Source organism: Pseudomonas sp. C9-3 (genome assembly GCF_032392015.1).
In the GTDB taxonomy this organism is placed as follows: Bacteria; Pseudomonadota; Gammaproteobacteria; order Pseudomonadales; family Pseudomonadaceae; genus Pseudomonas; species Pseudomonas nitroreducens.
This window is the reverse complement of sequence record NZ_CP135919.1, coordinates 4,107,810-4,125,931: the sequence shown is the minus strand read 5'-3', so window position 1 is coordinate 4,125,931 and position 18,122 is coordinate 4,107,810. Positions and strand designations below refer to the sequence as shown.

General features: G+C 63.6%; 27 protein-coding genes and 1 pseudogene. 16 read left to right on the top strand and 12 right to left on the bottom strand.

The genetic code is table 11. The features are described 5' to 3' along the window. Positions 1–11 precede the first annotated feature (11 nt). Positions 12–1,007, bottom strand: a pseudogene (gene yejK / locus RS899_RS18760) (nucleoid-associated protein YejK); the annotation flags it as partial. 80 nt (positions 1,008–1,087) lie between these two features. On the opposite strand from yejK, the gene RS899_RS18755 reads away from it, so the two are divergent. After that, positions 1,088–1,792, top strand: a complete 705-nt coding sequence (locus RS899_RS18755; RefSeq protein ID WP_315807811.1) for a TIGR02391 family protein — start codon at positions 1,088–1,090, stop codon at positions 1,790–1,792. Here the strand turns inward: RS899_RS18755 and RS899_RS18750 are convergent, their stop codons facing one another. The 7 genes from RS899_RS18750 to RS899_RS18720 all read right to left on the bottom strand — a co-directional run bounded on the left by RS899_RS18750 (position 1,793) and on the right by RS899_RS18720 (position 6,156). Continuing rightward, a complete protein-coding gene (locus RS899_RS18750; RefSeq protein ID WP_315807810.1) occupies positions 1,793–2,713 on the bottom strand; it encodes a DNA cytosine methyltransferase in 921 nt (306 codons plus the stop codon). After that, on the bottom strand, positions 2,710–3,897 hold the full coding sequence (locus RS899_RS18745) for a site-specific DNA-methyltransferase (protein WP_315807809.1): 1,188 nt from the start codon (positions 3,895–3,897) through the stop codon (positions 2,710–2,712). The genes RS899_RS18750 and RS899_RS18745 overlap by 4 nt, the downstream gene beginning before the upstream one ends. A gap of 38 nt (positions 3,898–3,935) precedes the next feature. Beyond that, the gene (locus RS899_RS18740) at positions 3,936–4,142 is read right to left on the bottom strand and encodes a hypothetical protein (RefSeq protein ID WP_315807808.1); all 207 of its coding nucleotides are present in this window, start codon (positions 4,140–4,142) and stop codon (positions 3,936–3,938) included. Beyond that, the gene (locus RS899_RS18735; RefSeq protein ID WP_315807807.1) at positions 4,139–4,648 is read right to left on the bottom strand and encodes a hypothetical protein; all 510 of its coding nucleotides are present in this window, start codon (positions 4,646–4,648) and stop codon (positions 4,139–4,141) included. Before RS899_RS18735 ends, RS899_RS18740 begins: the two co-directional genes overlap by 4 nt. Before the next feature lie 217 nt (positions 4,649–4,865). Beyond that, a complete protein-coding gene (locus RS899_RS18730) occupies positions 4,866–5,117 on the bottom strand; it encodes a hypothetical protein (RefSeq protein ID WP_315807806.1) in 252 nt (83 codons plus the stop codon). Positions 5,118–5,500: 383 nt separating this feature from the next. Further along, positions 5,501–5,716, bottom strand: coding sequence for a hypothetical protein (locus tag RS899_RS18725; RefSeq protein WP_315807805.1), 216 nt, complete (start codon positions 5,714–5,716; stop codon positions 5,501–5,503). Beyond that, positions 5,716–6,156, bottom strand: a complete 441-nt coding sequence (locus tag RS899_RS18720; RefSeq protein ID WP_315807804.1) for a tellurite resistance TerB family protein — start codon at positions 6,154–6,156, stop codon at positions 5,716–5,718. Before RS899_RS18720 ends, RS899_RS18725 begins: the two co-directional genes overlap by 1 nt. Positions 6,157–6,870: 714 nt before the next feature. Between RS899_RS18720 and RS899_RS18715 the strand changes: the two genes are divergently transcribed. Next, on the top strand, positions 6,871–7,206 hold the full coding sequence (locus RS899_RS18715; protein ID WP_315807803.1) for a DUF1654 domain-containing protein: 336 nt from the start codon (positions 6,871–6,873) through the stop codon (positions 7,204–7,206). A gap of 40 nt (positions 7,207–7,246) precedes the next feature. Here RS899_RS18715 and RS899_RS18710 read toward each other — a convergent pair whose 3' ends face one another. The 3 genes from RS899_RS18710 to RS899_RS18700 form a co-directional block, all read right to left on the bottom strand. After that, a complete protein-coding gene (locus RS899_RS18710; protein ID WP_315807802.1) occupies positions 7,247–7,759 on the bottom strand; it encodes a nuclease in 513 nt (170 codons plus the stop codon). After that, positions 7,760–8,500: a hypothetical protein gene (locus RS899_RS18705; protein WP_315807801.1), complete on the bottom strand. Its 741-nt coding sequence runs from the start codon at positions 8,498–8,500 to the stop codon at positions 7,760–7,762. It abuts the gene before it with no gap. Between the two features lie 116 nt (positions 8,501–8,616). Beyond that, positions 8,617–9,495 (bottom strand): S24 family peptidase, encoded by an 879-nt coding sequence (locus RS899_RS18700; RefSeq protein WP_315807800.1) that lies wholly within the window; start codon positions 9,493–9,495, stop codon positions 8,617–8,619. Positions 9,496–9,560: 65 nt separating this feature from the next. Between RS899_RS18700 and RS899_RS18695 the strand changes: the two genes are divergently transcribed. Next, positions 9,561–9,797, top strand: a complete 237-nt coding sequence (locus tag RS899_RS18695; protein ID WP_315807799.1) for a hypothetical protein — start codon at positions 9,561–9,563, stop codon at positions 9,795–9,797. Further along, positions 9,794–9,934 carry a hypothetical protein gene (locus tag RS899_RS18690; RefSeq protein WP_315807798.1) on the top strand — a complete coding sequence of 47 codons (141 nt, stop codon included), beginning with the start codon at positions 9,794–9,796 and terminating at the stop codon, positions 9,932–9,934. Before RS899_RS18695 ends, RS899_RS18690 begins: the two co-directional genes overlap by 4 nt. An 8-nt stretch (positions 9,935–9,942) precedes the next feature. Here the strand turns inward: RS899_RS18690 and RS899_RS18685 are convergent, their stop codons facing one another. Next, a complete protein-coding gene (locus tag RS899_RS18685) occupies positions 9,943–10,161 on the bottom strand; it encodes a hypothetical protein (protein WP_233300390.1) in 219 nt (72 codons plus the stop codon). A gap of 73 nt (positions 10,162–10,234) precedes the next feature. Here RS899_RS18685 and RS899_RS18680 point away from each other — a divergent pair, with 73 nt between their 5' ends. From RS899_RS18680 to RS899_RS18625, 12 genes are all read left to right on the top strand, one after another. Continuing rightward, positions 10,235–10,861 carry a hypothetical protein gene (locus RS899_RS18680; RefSeq protein ID WP_315807797.1) on the top strand — a complete coding sequence of 209 codons (627 nt, stop codon included), beginning with the start codon at positions 10,235–10,237 and terminating at the stop codon, positions 10,859–10,861. 60 nt (positions 10,862–10,921) lie between these two features. Continuing rightward, positions 10,922–11,641 carry a phage antirepressor KilAC domain-containing protein gene (locus RS899_RS18675; protein ID WP_315807796.1) on the top strand — a complete coding sequence of 240 codons (720 nt, stop codon included), beginning with the start codon at positions 10,922–10,924 and terminating at the stop codon, positions 11,639–11,641. Next, positions 11,638–12,519: a DnaT-like ssDNA-binding domain-containing protein gene (locus tag RS899_RS18670; RefSeq protein WP_315807795.1), complete on the top strand. Its 882-nt coding sequence runs from the start codon at positions 11,638–11,640 to the stop codon at positions 12,517–12,519. The genes RS899_RS18675 and RS899_RS18670 overlap by 4 nt, the downstream gene beginning before the upstream one ends. Beyond that, positions 12,422–13,183, top strand: coding sequence for a replication protein P (locus RS899_RS18665; protein ID WP_315807794.1), 762 nt, complete (start codon positions 12,422–12,424; stop codon positions 13,181–13,183). Before RS899_RS18670 ends, RS899_RS18665 begins: the two co-directional genes overlap by 98 nt. Beyond that, positions 13,180–13,452, top strand: a complete 273-nt coding sequence (locus tag RS899_RS18660; RefSeq protein WP_315807793.1) for a hypothetical protein — start codon at positions 13,180–13,182, stop codon at positions 13,450–13,452. Before RS899_RS18665 ends, RS899_RS18660 begins: the two co-directional genes overlap by 4 nt. Continuing rightward, the gene (locus RS899_RS18655; protein WP_315807792.1) at positions 13,449–13,958 is read left to right on the top strand and encodes a hypothetical protein; all 510 of its coding nucleotides are present in this window, start codon (positions 13,449–13,451) and stop codon (positions 13,956–13,958) included. The genes RS899_RS18660 and RS899_RS18655 overlap by 4 nt, the downstream gene beginning before the upstream one ends. Next, positions 13,958–14,398, top strand: a complete 441-nt coding sequence (locus RS899_RS18650) for a VRR-NUC domain-containing protein (protein WP_315807791.1) — start codon at positions 13,958–13,960, stop codon at positions 14,396–14,398. The genes RS899_RS18655 and RS899_RS18650 overlap by 1 nt, the downstream gene beginning before the upstream one ends. After that, positions 14,395–15,711: a tyrosine-type recombinase/integrase gene (locus RS899_RS18645; protein ID WP_315807790.1), complete on the top strand. Its 1,317-nt coding sequence runs from the start codon at positions 14,395–14,397 to the stop codon at positions 15,709–15,711. The genes RS899_RS18650 and RS899_RS18645 overlap by 4 nt, the downstream gene beginning before the upstream one ends. 131 nt (positions 15,712–15,842) lie before the next feature. Then, positions 15,843–16,013, top strand: a complete 171-nt coding sequence (locus RS899_RS18640; protein ID WP_315807789.1) for a hypothetical protein — start codon at positions 15,843–15,845, stop codon at positions 16,011–16,013. Positions 16,014–16,023: 10 nt separating this feature from the next. Further along, positions 16,024–16,725 (top strand): hypothetical protein, encoded by a 702-nt coding sequence (locus RS899_RS18635; protein ID WP_315807788.1) that lies wholly within the window; start codon positions 16,024–16,026, stop codon positions 16,723–16,725. Between the two features lie 213 nt (positions 16,726–16,938). Further along, complete coding sequence (locus RS899_RS18630) at positions 16,939–17,310, top strand: hypothetical protein (protein WP_315807787.1); 372 nt, start codon at positions 16,939–16,941, stop codon at positions 17,308–17,310. 1 nt (position 17,311) lies between these two features. Next, complete coding sequence (locus tag RS899_RS18625) at positions 17,312–18,064, top strand: hypothetical protein (RefSeq protein WP_315807786.1); 753 nt, start codon at positions 17,312–17,314, stop codon at positions 18,062–18,064. Positions 18,065–18,122 lie beyond the last annotated feature (58 nt).

The window sequence follows — 18,122 nt, the reverse complement described above, 5'->3', positions numbered from 1 at the left end:
GCCGCCGCGACCTTGCTCATCTGGTTCTTGAGCTGGGTGGGCACGCCATGGATCAGCAGGGTGTCGCGCGCCTGGTCAAACTCGACCTTGGAGCCGAGCAGGTGCGGGGCGAAGCTGATCGAGATGCCGTCCGCCTTCGCGGTGAAGCGGCGGAAGCTGTTCAGCGTGCGCTTGTCGGCGGGAATCTCCGGCGACAGGCCGTAGTCCTTGTTGCGGATGAAGTCGGCGAAGGCCTGCGGCGCCAGGTCGTCCATCAGCTCGGACAGGGCGTCCAGGGTCATGGGCTCGCCGATCTTCGCCTGGCTGATGGCGTAGTCGATCAGCGTGGTGGTCTTCTCGCGGGCCTGTTCCTCCGGCAGGTCCTCGCTCTCCACGAAGTCGCTGAAGGCCTTGAGCAGGGTGCGGGTCTCGCTCGGCGAGTCGACGCCCTCGGTGCAGCCGATGAAGTCGCGGAAGTGGTCCTGGCGCTTGCGCCCGCCCTTCGCCGTGAGGAAAGACACGTACTGGCGCGACTTCGGGTTGGTGCGCCACTCGGTGAGGTTGATGCGCGCTGCCATGTGCAGCTGGCTCAGGTCCAAGTGCCGGCACGGGACCACCTCCAGGTGCTCGTTCACCGCGACCGCCTCGGTGGTCTGCAGCACGGCCACGAATAGGTAGTCGGTCAGGCCCTGCTGGTAGTGGCTGATCAGCAGGTGGCCGCCGGTGCTCAGGTTCGACTCTTCCAGCAGCGCTTTCAGGTGCTCGGCCGCCAGCTCGCTGAACTCGCCGAAGTCCTTGGTGCCATCGAGGAACTCCGCCAGCCAGCCGCTGAAGGGGTAGGCGCCGGACTCGCCCTGGAACAGGCCCCAGGATTTCGAGGGCTTCGCGTTGTATGCCACGTTCAGGTCGTGCGCCAGGTTCTCCAGCGCCTGCGAGTCGGTCAGAGGGTGGCGGGCGACGTGCAGCATCGCCGGGTTGCCGTCCGGCTTCTTGTCGATGTGGTGGATGATCGCATTGCGAATGGGCATGGCTAGTCCTCGCGCCACTGGCGCGCCAAGAAAGACAGGGGTAGGGTGGTTTCTCTTAAAACAATGCCAAGGAAGCTGTCATGGTCGGAGTTGCGAAGGTCGCCCAGTATCACGAAGCGTATAAGGCGGCCCTTAATATCAATCGGGAGTTTCCGCACCTTGATGCTCCCGCGCTTTTGATTTTGTTCAATAACTTCGAACGGCTGATAGTTCCGCTAGTTAATGAGGTTTCTCCTGAATGGCACAATTGCGGCAGCCTCGGGCGTCACATGACATTCTTGAAGCGATACCTTGAGCACGGGCAGAAAGGCGCGTGTGCGAGCGACGCTTCTGACATCGTTCATTACGATTTGCCTATCCTCGGAGACTTCTTAATTGCTGGTGCCGCGGGGCCTGGTGAAACCGACCCACGTTTGTTCGAGGCCACGAATAGACTCTTTGAAATAGGGGAGCTTGCTTCAGTTATTCGAGCTGCGTTCCCGGTCCTATCCGCGAGATTGCGGCGGCTATTTGGTATTCCGAATGGGACAGATGGCGAGAACTTGATTAACTTGATTTTTAGCAGGGGAGAAGGAACTAACCCCGTGCGCCTTGATGAGTCTGAAAAAACTGCATACAGAAACTTGCTGGCCGGATTCTACGCAGCTTATCGGAACCGGCTAAGTCATGATGATTTTCAGCCGACGCTATCTCAAGCGAGGGGCGTTGTTGAAATGACAAACTTGCTAATTAAGGATTTAGAAGAAGTAGCGGAACAGTCAGCAATGCAGAACCTTATCGACTGATCATGCTACGGCCAGCATCGCTTCGATGACCTTCTGGCCGGCTACCGGAGGAACCGCGTTGCCGGCCATGTGCACCGTCAGGCGGTGGTTTTCCGGTCGTCGGGTGTTGGCTGGGAATGACATCGCCGCCAAGCATTCATCGGCTGTGATCATGCGCATCCGGTTGCCGTCCACCAGCGCCCAGCGATCACGTGTTGTGATGGTCCCGATGGGGCGGTCCAGACTGCGGCCAGTCAGGCCTGAGCCGGAACCGTAGTAAGGCATCAGGAAGCGGTCGCCGAACTGCCGGCGGCCATTCCGGACCCGTTCCAGGGTTGCCGCCGCGCGGCCTGGCCGATCGATCTCCGTCCAACTGCCGGCGTTGAAGTCGATGAAGCTCGACGCTGGAACAAGCTGATGCTGCTGCAGGTTGAGCAGCAACGGCGCGCGGCTGCGACTGAGCACGATGAAGATCCGCACGCGATGCTGCGGCACGCCAAGGTCTGCGCAATCCACGATGTGCGGGCTGATCTGGTAGCCCAGCGCACGCACCGCCATCTCCCACGCCGGGTACAGCTCCCACTGCACGAACTCCGGGGTATTCTCGATCACGCCGAACTCTGGGCGGTGGTGTTCCAGGCAGGACACTGGGGCCCAGGCAGTCGAGCGTGAGGCGTCGTGCTGTGGATTGCCCGACGCCTTGCCGCGCGCTTTGCTGTGCCCCTGGCAGCAGGGGGAGGCCAGCATCAGGTCGTGCTCTGGCACTTTCGACCAGTCGCACTGGTGCAGGTCCTGGCAGACGTGTATGGCTTCGGGGTGGTTCTGGCTGTGCCAGTGCACCGCGTCGGGCCAGTGGTTCGCAGCCCAAACGACGGTGGCGCCTGCGTCTCGCGCGCCGGTGGACCAGCCGCCCAGGCCAGCGAATTGATCGATCGCCCTCATGCGGCGGGCTCCTTGGTGTCGTTGAAGATGTCGAGTTGGGCAGCGCTGGCGCCTGTCGCTTCTGCTTCGGCGCTGGCGCGGGCCAGTTCGTGGGAAATGCGAGCGGCGGAAATCGCTAGGTAGGGCGGCTCGCGCTCGATGCCGACGAACTTGAAGCCCTCGCGCATGCAGGCCTTGCCGGTGCTGCCGCTGCCCATGAATGGGTCGAGCACCACGCCGCCAGGGCGCGTTACCAGCCGGCACAGGTAGGCCATCAACTCGGTGGGCTTCACCGTCGGGTGATGGTTCTGGCTGGTCTTGTCGGTGCCAGGCGATTGGAAGCTGCCCGGGTTCGCATCGCCGCTCGACCAATGCAGCGGACGACGCTCCATCTCTTCGCAGCCTTCGTTGCGGTCTCGGCGGCTGGTCTTGGCGCAGTAGAAGAAGCGAGCAGCGCTGCCGGTGTCCGCGTGAAACGCTCCGGCCACTCGATCGCGCATGCCACTGTAGGCCACCGAGCCGCTGAATCCGTTCGCCGTGGGCTCCGTGCCGCGCACGGGGGAGACAGCGCCTGCATCTGCCGGAAACAGGGCTACGACCTCTGCGCTGCCGTCATGCAGGAGATTCGCCGGCCATCGCCCACCAGGGTGCGGCTGGCTCAGAGCTCCTGGGCCTCTCTGTTCGTCGTCGCGTCGCCGGGGCATGCCGCCGGCACCAGTATTCGGCGGCATGGCTTCGGAAGGAACTCGGCAGCTGTCGATATGCAGTGCGCCCGTGCCGTGCTCCTCCGCGTTCTGGGTCACGGTGCCGGCCAGCGGCTTGCGCGCCATGGTGATCGGCTCCAGAGCAGGCTTCAGGGCGGTGCCCCATCCCTGCCAGTCGCCGTCGAGGTTTTTCGACTTTGGGAAGCCTGATCCGTAGACCCACGCGATCATGTCGCGCAGCTCGAATCCCGCGTCCTCGATCCGGCAGGCCATGCGGTGCTGTGTGCGGGTACCGGCAAAGGCGAGCAGGTGGCCGCCCGGCTTGAGCACCCGCAAGCATTCCTCCCAGACCTCGACGCTGGGCACGTCGTAATCCCACCGCTTGCCCATGAAGGACAGGCCGTAGGGCGGGTCGGTCACCACGCTGTCGATGCTGTTGTCGGGAATGGTGCGCAGCACCTGCAGGCAGTCGCCGAGGTGCAGCGTGTAGGGCAGGGACATGCGTTTCTCCTGGGGAGTACTTCCGCCGCTGGCGTCGATCAGGCTGGGCGGACGCTGCGGGAAATCTCGGGCGTGTGATGGATCAGTCCCTTCTTCTTCAGGGCCATCAGGCGCTCGTGCACCGCGTTCGGGTTGACGCCGGCCAGTGCGGCCAGCTCGGCGACGGTGGGGGAGTAGCCTTTATCGGCGATGAAGGTGCGGATATGGCCGAGCGTCTCGGCCTGCTTGGGGCTGGCGGTGCTCAAGGCTCCTCCTCCTTGTCGAGTTTGGCGGCCTCTTTGCGGCCGTCCTTCTGGAGCTTCCGCTCCACGTTTTTGCTGATCCGGATTTCGTGGCGCGGCGGCGTGAGCAGCGCGGCGGATTCCTCACGGCCGAGGCCGAAGGTGTTCCGGACCAGGCGCTCGGCCGCGTCCGCCTCGGTGTCGATACCGTGCCAGCGCATCAGCTCGCGGAAGTGGTCGAGCGGACCAGGGCGAAGCCGATGGCGCAGCACCTCGGAGATGCTCTGCTCACCACCGACACTGAGGCGGGCCGCGAAGAGCGGCGCCGATCCCTGCTTGCCCAAGGCGTGGGCGTTGAGGATCAGCAGCTGCATGGCCTCGGCCTGCTGGGTGATGCTGTGCCAGCGCATCAGCTTGCGGAGCAGGTCCCGCGTGCCGCGCGGCACGTTGTGGCGCAGCTCCACTTCGCCCAGGCGCTCGCGCTTGTCGGCGGCGGCCTTGCTGCGTTCCTGCTGGCTCTTCGCGGTCATGCGGCGTTCCTGTGCTGGCGGCGCGCTGCCTGCTCTCCAGCCCGGCAGGCGCGGCAGCGGTTGTGGAAGTGGCCCCTGGTGGTGATGAAGGAGAAGAACTCCCCGTCCTGGGGCCACCAGGTGTCGCAGCCTGGACATAGCTTCTCGGGGCCCAGGTCGGTCACTCTGGTGACCAGCTCGCGCCAGGGGCGGCGGAGCAGGTCACGATCGCGGCGCCTCACTTGCTCGCGCGGCACTCCAGGCGTTCGCAGGCCTGCAGCGCTTCGCGTTTGGTCCGGCGCAGGGCGACTGCGCGGCTGGAGCCGGGGGCGACAACCTTCCAGCGGAACTCACCGGCGCCGTCGACGCGCTCGATGCGGTAGGCGATCTTTTCGGCCGGGCGGCGGAGACGCTCGAAGGTCTCGCGGGCCTTGGCGGTGAGCCGGAGCAGAGCCGGCAGCGACGGGTTGCTGTGCATGGTTGCCTGCATGGTGCGTTCCTCGGTTGGGTGGCTTCCTTTGGGCAGCACTCGATCGCGCGGCTGTGCGCCGGTGGGCGTCGCGGGGAGTGCTCTCGAAAGGATTCAGGGGGAAGGTGGAAAGGCCCGTCCGACAGGGCCTTTCCGGGTCTCACATCCGCCTCCGTATGTGAGCGTTTCGCGGCTCGCCCGGCTTGTTGCCGAACTACCAGGGCTGTCAGTTACATGGCTGCGGCCTCCATTCACTGTTCGGCCGGAAGCGCCGGCCGGCGCAAGGAATAGGGGGCGGGCAGGGCGCCCGCAAAAAGCCCGCGCGCAGCGGGCAAAGGTGACCACCCTCTGGGGGATGGGGTGGCATCCCGCTGCCGCCTCGATGAAGCGGCAGAAGTGATGCCTCACTGCATGACGCGCAGTTCGTTGCGGGGAATCCACTGCTGGTCGACCCGCACCATGCAGCCGATGAAGGCTGCATAGCGGGTGTCGCGGTTGGTCTGGTAGCCGTACCAGGAGCAAGAGCCCCAGGCGATCAGGCGCAGCACCAGCCAGGCCAGCAGGATGACCACCGCCGCGCCCGCGAGCCCGGCGATGGCCTTCCGGCGGGCCGCGCGCATTACAGGTAATCCTTCAGGCGCAGGTTCAGCTTGCCGGCTGCGCGCTCGAGCACTTCCACTTCGGCGGGCTCGATTTCACCGTCCGACTCGGCGATGGTCAGCATGAAGTTGATCACCGTTTCCGCATCGCCCGGAGCGTGGGCCAGGTCGCCCAGTTCGCGCTCGGCGTTCATGCGGATGATGCGCGGTCCGCCCTCGTTGAAATCGGCCTTGGCCTTGTCGATCAGGTTGCCCAGCTCGGCGCCGAAGCCCTGCAACTTGGGCTCGTTTCGCAGCAGGCGGTCGATCTTGTCCAGCTCCTGCGGCTCGATCTCGCCGTCGGCGGCGGCTACATAGAAGCAGCCGTAAACGATCGCCTGGAGCAGGTCGCGGTTTTCCAGCTTGGCCATCGCGGCGCGGGCTTCCCGGCCCTTACCGAACAGCTTTTTCAGTCCGAACATGGTGCATCCTCGAAGAGTCGTTGGGGGTCGATGCTCTGCGCATCGGGGAGTGATCTGGCCTGTGCTGAGTCTCTGTCCGGGTCTCCGGCGGATGGCTCTGAACTGAATCAGGTAGCTCCCGCGCACGCGCTACCCCTCGCGCATGGAAACCAGATCACTCTCCGATGCGCCCTGGCGGAGCCGTGAAGAGCCGCCAGGGTCATCGGTGTTACTCCCGCGTTCGCCTAAATTCCGGGCTTCTCCAACCCGCGGGTGTCGCTTCTGGCTGTCAGGTGAACCGTGGCGCCGGCATCCGTACGCTGCAGTCGTGTTGCGGCCGGGGTTACGAGGCCACCACCGGCAAGGCTCGAACAATCAACGCAAGCGCTTTTGGCGCCTGTCCGCTGTACCAGGTAAAGAGCCCCGTTCTGAAGAGCCCTGGCAGGGAGCGTTAGCGAAGCAACCCTCGGCGCGTCGCCTCCAGAAGGACGTCGCAGCTTCGAGCAGGCCGGTGACCAGAGCCGGCGTGGTTGTTCCAGGTTGTGAAAGAGCGCTTGGCCCGCAGGCCGTTCGCCGATGTGCTGGCGTTGAATGAAATTTAGAAAACTAAACACGAGAGGTCAAGAGAAATTTAGAGAACTAAACAGAGTGGAAATTGTCTGAGAGGCACTTGCCGACCTCTTTGCTTGAAATTACTGTATACGCATACAGTAATTTCTCAGGGAGGAAGTCGAGATGGGGTTGATGGATGAAGGGGTGGTGCAGCAGGGGGAGATGGGGGTGTCGGGATTGGATCGCCTGCGCCTCAGGCTGGCGGCGATGATTAACAGTCCAAAGGCGCAGGCTGATCGTCGGGCCACGATCTGGCGCCTCGATCGCGATACCGATCTGGAGTGGAACCAGGTGCTGGAGGAGTTGGCCGAAACGGACGGGTTAGAAATGACCGCCAATGACGATGGCACTGTGTTGCTGGAGTGGGAGGCGGAGATGAATGACGAGCAGCCAGAGGAGACAGAGGCGCCGGCAGATTTAGTCGTCCAGCGGTTGTTCGACGTTCCCGCGCCTTTCTGATTGCAGAAACAAACAGCCCCGCGAAGGCGGGGCTACTTGACTAAGCTTCGACCTCGGGCGCTGGCTCGTAATTGATGGCGTGTTGGCGGAGGTCGTCGGGAATTTCTAACTCGGCGATCGCCTTACAAGTCAAGCCGGAGCGGACCGCCTCGAGTTGCATATCGCCATCGTTCGTGAGCAGCAGACGAGCGCGGTGGAGCTTGCCAATAGCGATGATTTGCCAGTCGACTTTTACTGCCTGGCGTTCGCGTTTCTTGCCCTTAGTGGCCTTCCTGGCATCTCGTCCTGACCTGGAAACCTCGACGGTTTCCATCGCTGCGCGAAGGTCATATGGAAGCAGACGGAAAGCACTGGTTTTGAATATGTCTTGGCTGTGCGCGAGTTCTTCAGGACTGGCCGCGTCCAGAAACTCCGCCCACACCTGGGCCGGGATTCCAATTGGTTCCCGCTTGCGCTTGAGCTCAGCAACGAGGCCAGCCATTCGAAGTTGATCGTCCTGACCAAGCCTTTTCCCGAAGTACAGCGCCAGGATATTGGTGTCCCAAATTACCAATTAGTGCCCCTTACGGATGTTTGCACACCGGTCTTCGATATCGGGCACGTTGTGCCAACCCGAAGCGAGATTTCCCATTGCCTCGTACGCTGCATCCCAATCGTTCGAGAGCGGTGTCCAGGACTTGACGGTCATCTGATCGAGGATCCACTCACCGTCAGGGCTGCGGCGCCATTTCCCCCGGCCGCTGACTTCAATCGGGTCACGAAGGTAATAAGCGGAAATTTCCCTGGCGAGTTCTTCGCCCTTGACCGTGCAGTGGTACTCAATGCCGTCGGCGTCTCGAAGCAATAGCGGAATGGTGTCGTCCTTTCCGCCAATCTTTATGACCTGGCCGGACACACTGCAGTCTTCGTCAATAATGAGGTCTTTCACGGGGGGCGCTTTCTGCCCGCCAGGGAACGGGCAGATGACAGCGCCGCTAGGGTTTTTCAGTTCGGCTCGCTTGCCGTCCTGAACTAGCAGGCCGTTGATGTTCTCCAGGGCTTTCGACGCATCACGAGCGCTCTCAGGGCTTTTGGCCACTGCAAGAGCGACCCGTCTTGCAACGGCCGGAGCGGCCTGAGGCTCGGCCCACACCTTGAGCGCCGCACTTCCTCGGCTCACCTTATCGAAATGGATGTGCTCATTCTCTCCGAGCAGCTTTGCCATTTCTGCCAGGTACAAGGCCAGCCGATCAAGCGGAAGCTTGTTGGGCGCGGATCCTATGATCCTGAGGGTGTAGGTGTAGGGCTTTTTCATGTCGTCGATTCTATTCCTTGAACCGGGATGCGACTAGCTGCCTAAGGGTAACTCATCATTGCTCCGCGTGCGTCGCCCAGAGAGCGGCGCTTGACGGAGGCCCCAGACGATGCGTGTCAAAGCCTGCGGAAGTTCCAAGTCCCGAGTACTTTCGCGTGGAAGTGCATGTCTTCCATACGCGCCTTTTGTGGCTCGAAGACCTTATTGTCGGACACCAGTTGGAAGTGTTCTGCATCCAAGAGCTGCACGCGCTTGATAAACAGATGCTGCAGCCATGTGAAGACGTAGACGCCTTCCTCGACGAAGTCTGTGACGCCGATATCGACAATCAGCGGTGACTTGTCATCGATGGTGCCCAGCATGCTCTGGCCCCAGCCGGTGATGATCTTGAGGTTTGTCGGAGCGGTGTATTTGATCCCCAAGTCATCGAGTTGGACCTTATCCACAACCAGATTCCGAACAAACTCGCGGTACTCGGCTGGAACCTGTCCGGCGCCCATTGCTCCGCGTACGTCGTACTGAGCAATCGAGATGGTGTCACCTCTCACGACAGTGGATCGGGAGAAGTCAGCGACGATGACATTGCCGCTGTTCTCCGGCGCCGGAGCCTCGGCGAGACTGTCAGCTACCGCCTGGGCGATGCGCTGCTGGGCAGCGCTATTGAGGCTCTTGCCGGCGTGTTTCTTGAGCATGTCCAACACCATGCCGGCTGCCGCCGACTTGGCAGGTTTTGGCTGTTCCTCTCGAGGCCCACTCGCTGGGCTTGGTGCCTGCGACTCGCCGGTCGCCAGCCACTCTGCCGAGCACTCCAAGGCGCTCGCTAAAGCAATGAGTCGCTTACCACTGGCCTGGTTGGTTCCATTCGTCCAGTGCGTTACGGAGCCTTTGGAAACGCCAACAAGCTGAGCCACCTCAATAGAGGTGAGCTTTAGCGCCTTCATGCGTTCTTTCACGCGATCTGAGAAGTCCATGTTTAGAAGGCTAAACATTTCCATGTTTAGTTTCCTTGCTCGTTGTGGTTTATTTTTCTAAACTGCGCTCACGAGCCCGGAGACACCTCATGACCTTCGACCAAGCCCTGAAATATTTCCGTACCGGTAGCGCGATCGCCCTAGCCCTGGGGGTTTCCCGTGGCAGGGCATCTCAGATGCGCGCTGCTGGAGGCTTTTCATTTGCGCAGCAGTGCGTGTTGGAGAAGGCCTCTTCAGGCCGGCTCAAGGCCGCCGAGGCTGATGTGCCGGGACGGACCGATGACGACGAATCCCCAAAAACACAAGCCAAGGAGGGCGCGAAGTGACAACTGCGCCCGCCCAGGACTCGCCCCATGAAGACCGCCTGCGCGCTCTTGAAGAGCGACTGTTGGAGCTGGTCGAGGACCTTCACCAACTGCGTGAAGAGATGGGCGCCCAGCGACGCGAAGAAGGCGAGGAGTAAGAAGGTGCTCACGCGGACACCTGTTCCAACTGAGCTTCGAAACCCGGCATCACCGGCCCCGACCACTCGGTGCTGATGATGTCGACCCGGGCCAGATCGGCCTGGCGCTGTAGGTGCTCCTGAACCTCTTCAAGGATCACCGGAGGCAGCGAAGCGAACAACGCATTGAGTTGTGCCTGTAGGGCGAGCAGTTGGCCCTGGAGGAGATGAATAGATGGCTGGCGCATGGAGCGATTCCCTCCGCTGGCCCCCGATAAGAAGGCCTCGTTGATGGGGCCAGAGTAGGACCAGGAGCGCAACATGACTATGTCCAGCACGCGACACCCCTTCACCCGCGACCAGGTCCTCCTGGCGTACGCCAACTCCCAAATCATCCGTTCCTCTGCCAAGACGCCCGCTTTCGCCGCGGCGCTCAGCCGCTCCCTGCACGCCAAGTGCCACGAGAAGGCGATCGAGATGGCGGTGCCGGACTTCGAGTGCGACGAGCTGAAGAACGACGGGACCGCGTACCTCTCTGCCTCGGCCGCTTGGCTGAAGCGGGTGCAGCGCTGGGTTGCCGGCACCGTCGAGTTGCCGGCCTGGGTTGAAGAGTCCTGGGTGGCCGCTTTGGAGCCCGAATGGCGGGACCGCTGCATCAACGAACTGGCGGCGCGTTACGACCTGGCTGGCGCGCGGATGCCCCAGGCCGACTTCTGCCCGGTGAGCGCCTTCGGGCGAATGGTGAAGCACCTGGGCGGCGCCGTGGAGGCCTGCAGCAACGTGCTCGCCGATGGCGAGGTGAACGAGAAGGACAGAGGGGAGCTGCCGCCCGCGATTCACCACCTGCGCGGTGTTATCGCGCGGAGCAGCGAGTTGCTCTCGAAGATGGAGCAGGAGGCGCTGGCGATGGGCCTGGACGTCCACGAAACCGGGCGTCCGATCCACTAAAAAACAAACCCCGGCGAAGTGTGGGGACACGGGCCGGGGTTCTGATCAACGGGAGGTAGTATGCAACTCCAAAGCAATACCGACAACACTGCGCCACGTTTTCCGGTTCTGCAAAACGTGGCGCGCGCAACCATGAGCACGGTGGAAATCTCGCAGCTCACGGCCAAGGCGCACAAGAACATCATCCGCGACGTCCGCAAGATGATCGCCGTCCTGACTGCTGATGGCTCAGATTTGAGCCATGTACGTGAGGAGCGCGACAGCCGCGGCTACACCACCGCTTACCACCTGGACCGCGAATTGACGGAGACGCTGATCACCGGCTACGACGTCGCGTTGCGGCATCGGGTGATCCGCCGGCTGCATGAGCTGGAAGGCCAGGTAATCAGTCGTATCGCCATCCCGAGCACACTGCCCGAGGCGCTGCGCCTTGCCGCTGAATTGGCGGAACAGGTGGCCGAGCAGGCGCCCAAGCTTGCGGCCTATGAGCTGCTGCAGGGGGCGGGCGGAACGCTGAACCTCACCGAAGCTGCGGCCCACCTCGGCATCGAGCGTTATCGCGTGATTCGCTGGTTGTCCGAAAATCGCTGGATGTATCGGCCCGCGAACAGCAAGCGCTGGCTCGCATACCGCCGGCGCATCCAGCAGGGCGTTGTGGTCAACAAGGTGTCGGTCATCGGTACCACTGATGAAGGGGATTCTCGCTGCGCCTCGCAGTTCCGCATCACCGCCAAGGGGATGACCATCCTGGCGACCAAGGTGACGGAGGGCGAGCTGTGAAACGCCCTGCATTCCAATTCTACCCGGCCGACTGGCGCAACAACGCCAAGCTGCGCCGTTGCTCCTGGGAGGCGCGCGGCGTCTGGCTGGAAGTGATGGGGCTGATGCACGACAGCGACAGTTACGGCGTCCTGCATTGGTCCTTGAAGGAGATCGCCCAGGCCCTTGGCGCCCCGATAAAGGCACTGAAGGAGCTTGTCGACAAAGGGGTGATGTACGGCGTTGAGAAAGGCGCTTGTGAGGCCCTGGTCTACACCCCGGTCAGCGGTCGCCGCGCAGGCCCTTCAGTTGAGCTGCTCGCGGTCCAACAGGGGCCGGTCTGGTACTCGCCCCGCATGGTGCGCGATGAGTACGTGCGCAACCACAAGGGCAACTCTTCCCGCTTTGGTGCCAGCACTGATGATGCACCCCAACCACCACCAAAGGGGGGCATTGGTGAAAGGCAGAGTGATGCACCCGAGCCGTCACCAAGCGCCCCGCAAGGTGACGGCTCTACAGCTTCTCCTTCTTCTTCATCTTCTACTTCGGTAGCTAGCGCTACCTCCGTAGACGCGCGGCGCCGGTTCGAGATGTTCGATGGGTGGGAGCCGGACGAGGTCAACCTGAAGACCCATCTGCGCCTGATGGCCGTCGCTGCCAGCGACATCACCCCGCAGCTGCTCGCTGAGTTCGTGAGCTACTGGCTGACCCGCAGCTACGCCGACACCCATCCCGGCTGGTGCCGGGCGCTGGTGAAGCGCGCCGCCGACCTGAAAACCAAATCTGCTGGAGCTACCGCCCATGGCACTGCGCCCCGTCAAAGCCGTCCTGCCGGCGGCATCTCGCTTGCTGACAACGTCCAGAATGACGACTGGGCCGACGGCCTCGACCCCCTGTGATGAAGACCAGTTCAAGGCCCTGCTGAAGGCGCGTGTGACGATGGTGTTTGCCGCCTTCCAGGTGCAGTTCCCCGATCAGTTCAGCTGGAACTACCCAGCGAGCGATGAAGCCAAGTTGAAGGCCGGCAAGCGGTCTTGGTTCCGCAACGAGCTCGGAGCGCTACCGCAGGGTCTGTTCGATCTCGGACTCCGCCGGATGGGGCTGGCCTGCAAGAAGATCCCGTCGCTGGCGGCCTTCCTCGAGCTGTGCCGGCCGACGCCGGACGATCTGGGTATGCCCACCGTTGAGGCGGCCTACAACGAGGCAGTGCGGCACGCGAAGAACCCGCAGCACCGTTGGCGCCATCCAGCCGTGCACCTGGCGGCAGCGGCCACTGGCATGCACGACCTGCACTGTGCCGAGGGCTTGGCGATCGAGCGCATTCGGAAATCGTTCGAGTACCACTACTCGGTCCTGGTGCGGCAAGTGGGTTGCGGCGAGCCGCTGACCATGCCGATGCAGGCCATTGCCCACGACAGCCAGCGCTCCTACGCCGAGGTACAGCAGGAGCACTCCGAACAAGAGGCCCAACGCCTGGTCGAGCACTACGGATTGTCAGGCAGTGGTCTGGCGGCGCGCGATCTGCTGTTGGCGAAACTGCGAATCACCCGAGGTGAAAAATGACTGACTTCCCCCGGCCGATGTGGCTCGCCAAGCAAGGCGCCGCTGGCAACGTTATCCGGAACTGCTGGCAGCACTTCTCGGGCTACACCGCCTCGCTGACCGGCCGCCCTGGCCCGCTCCGGTATGCGGTAACGCGGCCCGGAGACCGTGACCCTTTCGCTTACCTCGGCACGCCAGAAGAGATCGAGCTGGTTATCGGCGTCGACCGCACTTTCAACTCGAAGCCTCTATCCGCAGAAGACTTCAAGAAACTGGAGCTGCAGCCATGACGCCCGCCAAGCAGGAGGCCCTGATGCAGGGGCAGACAGGAATCGCCAAGAAGGTCTTCGAGTGCGTCCCGATCGCCGAGGCCTGGAGTTCGTTCCAGGTGATGACCCAACTGCGCAACCTCACCGGCAGTACCCCAGACACCCGCATCGTTTCCGGATGCCTCACGTCGCTGGCGGACGCCGGCCTGATCAAAAAGACCGGCCGCGACGCCTACCAGCGCCTCCCGGTCGAGCAGAAGCAAAAGCCCAAGGAGCAGAAGATGACCGTCCCAGCGACCAAGCCCGCGCCGCAACTCGAAGCCAAACCCACGGCCTCGCCGCTGGACCTGCTCGGTGAGCTGGCGAGCGCCATCGCCGCGGCTGGGGAGAGCCTGAAGCAACTGGCGAAGCGCGCCGAGGACGTCGCTCTGATGGTCGAGCAGGATCGCGAGGCCAACGCCAGCGCGATGGAAGGTTACCGCCGGCTGAAGGCGGTGCTGAAGGACCTGCAGGGAGACGGCGTGTGATGAAGCCCCTGAAGAGCAAGCCCCTTGGCAGCGCGCTCCGTACGGTGCGCCGCAAGCCCATCGACTGGGAGGGGAAGGAGCAGGCTCTGCTGATGAGCATCCTGAAGGTGAAGCATCCGGAAGCCTACCGCCTGATTTACCACATCCCCAATGGAGGCCACCGGCACCCGGTGGTCGCCGCCAAGCTGACCGGTCAGGGCGTGAAGGCTGGCGTCAGCGACCTCAATCTGCCGATCGCGCGTGGTGGCTGGTTCGGTCTGTTCATCGAGTTCAAGGCTTCGCCGCCGCACGACTCGGCAGTGACCGAAGCCCAGACCGCCTTCCTGCTGCGCGTCGAGCAGCAGGGCTACTACGCGACGGTGTGCCGCGGCGTGGACGACGCTCTGCGAGTGATCGAGGACTACCTGCGGCAGCCACGTACCCAGGTGATGCGCGCATGACCACCATCGCATCTATCGCTTTCAGCGACGCCGAGATCCGCCGGCAGGCCCTGGGTGCCGCGCGCGACCTGAAGGACCCTCGCCACCAGGGGCTGCGCCTGCGCTTCGGCATCCAGCGCGAGCGTGGCAGCTGGTTCCTGATTGTCCGCCGGGTCTGGCACAAGATCGGCACCTTCCCCGAGATGAGCGCCAAGGACGTCCTGGCCACGCTCCCGGAGCACCGCCAGCGCCTATCGAAGAACCCCGAGGCCGTGATCGGCCAGGCTGGCTGGGTGAGCGTTGAGCAGGTGCTGGTGTGGCACCGGGACCGAGTGATGCGCGACCGGTCGCTGTCGGAGAAGCGCAAGACGCAGGTTCGCTCGGCCATCGACTGCCACCTGGTGCCGCGCCTGGGTGCGCTGCTGATCACTCAACTGAACCGGGCACAGATCGACGAGCGCCTCATGTGGCCCCTGCAGCAGGAGTTCAGCCTGGGCTACGTCCGTCTGATCCTGCGGGTGCTGATGATGGCCTTCGCCAACGCCCTGCGCCTGCACATGCTCGACAGCAACCCGATGGCGGCCATCAAGTTCGGCGACTTCGTCCAGGCGAAGATCAAGCCAAAGGCGGCCCACCTGCACGGCATGCACGCCGAGCCGCTGCTGGCCGCGCTGGCGGAGCGCTTCGAGGATGCACCGGCCGAAGGGATGCTGGCCCTGATGATGCTGGCCCACGGCAGCCGCATCGGTGAGACCCGGCAGGCTCGGTGGCGCGACATCAGCCTGGCTGAGCGCGTCTGGTTGATCCCGGCCGCCAACACCAAGACCCGCGTGCAGCATGAGCTGCCGCTGACCGAACAGGTGTGCGCGCTGCTGCAGCGGTATCGGGAGCAGCAGGTGGCGGCCGGCGGCGAGCAGCTCTACCTGTTCCCGGGCACCGGCAGCAAGCCCATGGGCGAGAAGCAGGCTAGCGCGGTGTTCGCCAAGCTGGGGGCCGGCGAGTGGACCAGCCACGACCTACGCAAGCTGGCGCGCACCACCTGGGCCGACCTGGGCGTCGACTACCTGATCGGGGAGCTGCTGCTGAACCACTCCATGGGCTACTCGGCCAAGACCTACATCCACACCACCGCCGAGGAGTTGAAGCGGGAGGCCCTGGAGAAGTGGCACGGATGGTTAGACGCCCGTGGCTTCGACCGGATTCACCGTCAGATAGGTGCAGGATCGGCGGTTATCGAAATCGAGGCAGACGCCAGCAGCGGCGCACCTCTCCGGGCTTCTCGGGAATTTTCACAGGAGAGGCTGAACGTAACGGGTTGGGAGGGCGCGGAGTGATCCAGGGACACCGCCGGCCGGACATGACGGCCCGCATCAAGCCCCTGCCGGCGTGCACCGGATGCACCGGGTCAGGGGTCGAGGACGGACTTTTCGGGAAGCGGGTATGCGGCCTTTGTCACGGCGCGGGGATGACCACCGCAACGGGGGACCCGTTACCGCTCGAGGAGGCGCTGCTGCAACTGCGCCTGCGGCTGAGCCAGGCGCTGCTCGAGAAAGGCCTGATGAGCCGTGAGCAGGCTACCGAGTACTACATCGAGAACCGCCGCGGGGCCGGCGGATCGAACTTTGTCGGGGATTGAGGGGGAGCACATGATCTATTCGGGAGCACGGAGCGCCGTCGTAGCGGTGATGGCGGCGGAATGCATCGACAACACAGCGAAGCAGGCCTGGCAGCGGCTCTACTCGGCGACGGAGATTGTCTCCAAGGGCTCGGGGGTGAGTGCGGAGGATCGCATGGAGGCGGATTGCTGGGTGCATGCCCGCCTGCATTCGGAGCTGAAGCCGCGGTACTGGAATGTCCTGATGGCTCGCTACAGCACCCATGGCCCCCGCAAGGTGCTGGCCATCAGCGCCATCGCGCCACTGGTGGCCTCGCACGCGCCCCAACTGTTCATCTACAAGGCCGTGACCGCCTGGGCGATCCCGGCACTGCCGGGCGCCAAGGTGGAGCGCCGGGTGCACGACGCGGGGGTGGCCAGCCGCAGTGCCAAGGAGGCGGCGGTGAATCGCGCTATGAGCGACTTTATCCGGGGGAAGGTGGAAGGGGAGGATGAAGGCGAGTACGTCGCACCGGAGCGTGATGAGTACGTGGTGTCCGCGCCGGGGATGATCCTGCTGCCGGACAGCTTCTACAACATGAACACCTGGGACCCGGACGCGAATCATGAGCGCACTCGCCGCCGGTGGCGCAAGGGCATCTACGACAAGCTGGACGAGATGGCGGACGAGGCGCTGGTGGCCGCTGAAGCGGTCCTGCGGTCCGAGGGGCTGCTGATCCCGATCGCTGCTTGACTCTCGTGTCCGCGTGTCCGAATATATCCCCATCCTGCCGTCCTTGCGCGTTGCGCTGATGGCAGACAGAAACCCGGCCCTCGTGCCGGGTTTTTTGTTGCCCAAATTTTAGGTGCGCGCTCCTGCGCCTTAGCCCGCAGCACGCGCGGGCCTTTTATTCATGTAGTGCCAGGGCGGGCCAAGCCTGGAGACACCCTTATGAGGACACACACCATGACCGAGCCGGCCTCGACTGCAGTTGGCGGGATCGCGCTCTACAAGCTCGGCGCCTTTGGCTTCTTCGCCATTCTCGCCGCCATCCTGGTAATGGCTATGACCCTGCCCAAGACAGTGCGGGAGTTCGTTGTGGCAATGACCTGCACGGTGGTGGCCAGCGTATGCGGTGGGGCTTTCGTCGTCCGGTGGTTCGATCTCGGCAGTTGGGTGCAGGACGATGTGGGAATGATCGCCATCTGCGGCATCATCTTCGTCTGCGGTCTGCCAGCCTGGGTGATTGTTCGCGCCTGGTTCGCCTGGAGCGAGGCACGCAAGGGTGTCGGCCTGCCGGAGCTGGCCCGCGAGTTCCGCGACGGCACTGGCATCTGACATGAGGGGCAGCATCAGCGCCAAGGACCTGGACGACGCTGTCGCCTCGCTGCAGGTGCTGGGTGGAGACCTGCCCGACAAGGCGCTGGCCGACGCGCTCAACCACACTGCGAACCAGGCGAACCGCGCACTGGTTGATGAGATCGACGAGGTGTTCGACAACCCGACGTCGTTCACCCGCAACGCCGTCCGCGTCTTTCACGCGAAGCCCAACAACCTGGAGGCCTCGCTGTGGGTGAAGGACGAGAAGGACGGCGCGTCGAAGGGGGCCGCGCCCGAGGACTGGGTAGCGCCACAGGTGTTCGGCGGCCCGCGGGTGGACAAGGCGTCGGAACGTAATCTGCGCGCCAAAGGCATCTTGCCGGCCGGGAAGTTCCTCGTGCCTGGCGCCGGAGCCACGCTGGACAAGTACGGCAACATGAGTCGCGGCCAGATGATCCAGATCCTGTCCGGGCTGGGTGCGCTGGAGTACAAGGCCGGCTTCAAAGGCAATGCCACCGACAGCGCTCGGTCGATCCGCAAGGGACACCAGCGCGCCTACTTCGTGATGAAGCGGGGCAGTGTACCGATCGGCATCGGTGAGCGCCGCGACGGCACCATGGTGATGGTGCTGGCCTTCGTCAGCCAGCCCCAGTACAGCGTCCGCTTCAAGTTTCACGATGTGGTCAGGGCCATAGCCGAGGACGACAGCAGGCTCGAAGCGAACATCGAGCTGGCCTTGGCGAAGGCGATGCAGGCGAAGGGCGGGCGCTGACCCTGCCGCGGGGGTAGGGTTGATGCACGCCACTGGCGTGCTTCATTCTGAGCGGGCA

Excerpts from the sequence above, each read along its gene's own strand:
- RS899_RS18755 (WP_315807811.1), top strand. The coding sequence starts at position 1,088 with ATGGTCGGAGTTGCGAAGGTCGCCCAGTATCACGAAGCGTATAAGGCG.
- RS899_RS18750 (WP_315807810.1), bottom strand. The coding sequence starts at position 2,713 with ATGAGGGCGATCGATCAATTCGCTGGCCTGGGCGGCTGGTCCACCGGC.
- RS899_RS18745 (WP_315807809.1), bottom strand. The coding sequence starts at position 3,897 with ATGTCCCTGCCCTACACGCTGCACCTCGGCGACTGCCTGCAGGTGCTG.
- RS899_RS18735 (WP_315807807.1), bottom strand. The coding sequence starts at position 4,648 with ATGACCGCGAAGAGCCAGCAGGAACGCAGCAAGGCCGCCGCCGACAAG.
- RS899_RS18730 (WP_315807806.1), bottom strand. The coding sequence starts at position 5,117 with ATGCAGGCAACCATGCACAGCAACCCGTCGCTGCCGGCTCTGCTCCGG.
- RS899_RS18725 (WP_315807805.1), bottom strand. The coding sequence starts at position 5,716 with ATGCGCGCGGCCCGCCGGAAGGCCATCGCCGGGCTCGCGGGCGCGGCG.
- RS899_RS18720 (WP_315807804.1), bottom strand. The coding sequence starts at position 6,156 with ATGTTCGGACTGAAAAAGCTGTTCGGTAAGGGCCGGGAAGCCCGCGCC.
- RS899_RS18715 (WP_315807803.1), top strand. The coding sequence starts at position 6,871 with ATGGGGTTGATGGATGAAGGGGTGGTGCAGCAGGGGGAGATGGGGGTG.
- RS899_RS18705 (WP_315807801.1), bottom strand. The coding sequence starts at position 8,500 with ATGAAAAAGCCCTACACCTACACCCTCAGGATCATAGGATCCGCGCCC.
- RS899_RS18700 (WP_315807800.1), bottom strand. The coding sequence starts at position 9,495 with ATGGAAATGTTTAGCCTTCTAAACATGGACTTCTCAGATCGCGTGAAA.
- RS899_RS18695 (WP_315807799.1), top strand. The coding sequence starts at position 9,561 with ATGACCTTCGACCAAGCCCTGAAATATTTCCGTACCGGTAGCGCGATC.
- RS899_RS18685 (WP_233300390.1), bottom strand. The coding sequence starts at position 10,161 with ATGCGCCAGCCATCTATTCATCTCCTCCAGGGCCAACTGCTCGCCCTA.
- RS899_RS18680 (WP_315807797.1), top strand. The coding sequence starts at position 10,235 with ATGACTATGTCCAGCACGCGACACCCCTTCACCCGCGACCAGGTCCTC.
- RS899_RS18675 (WP_315807796.1), top strand. The coding sequence starts at position 10,922 with ATGCAACTCCAAAGCAATACCGACAACACTGCGCCACGTTTTCCGGTT.
- RS899_RS18665 (WP_315807794.1), top strand. The coding sequence starts at position 12,422 with ATGGCACTGCGCCCCGTCAAAGCCGTCCTGCCGGCGGCATCTCGCTTG.
- RS899_RS18660 (WP_315807793.1), top strand. The coding sequence starts at position 13,180 with ATGACTGACTTCCCCCGGCCGATGTGGCTCGCCAAGCAAGGCGCCGCT.
- RS899_RS18655 (WP_315807792.1), top strand. The coding sequence starts at position 13,449 with ATGACGCCCGCCAAGCAGGAGGCCCTGATGCAGGGGCAGACAGGAATC.
- RS899_RS18650 (WP_315807791.1), top strand. The coding sequence starts at position 13,958 with ATGAAGCCCCTGAAGAGCAAGCCCCTTGGCAGCGCGCTCCGTACGGTG.
- RS899_RS18645 (WP_315807790.1), top strand. The coding sequence starts at position 14,395 with ATGACCACCATCGCATCTATCGCTTTCAGCGACGCCGAGATCCGCCGG.
- RS899_RS18640 (WP_315807789.1), top strand. The coding sequence starts at position 15,843 with ATGACCACCGCAACGGGGGACCCGTTACCGCTCGAGGAGGCGCTGCTG.
- RS899_RS18635 (WP_315807788.1), top strand. The coding sequence starts at position 16,024 with ATGATCTATTCGGGAGCACGGAGCGCCGTCGTAGCGGTGATGGCGGCG.
- RS899_RS18630 (WP_315807787.1), top strand. The coding sequence starts at position 16,939 with ATGACCGAGCCGGCCTCGACTGCAGTTGGCGGGATCGCGCTCTACAAG.
- RS899_RS18625 (WP_315807786.1), top strand. The coding sequence starts at position 17,312 with ATGAGGGGCAGCATCAGCGCCAAGGACCTGGACGACGCTGTCGCCTCG.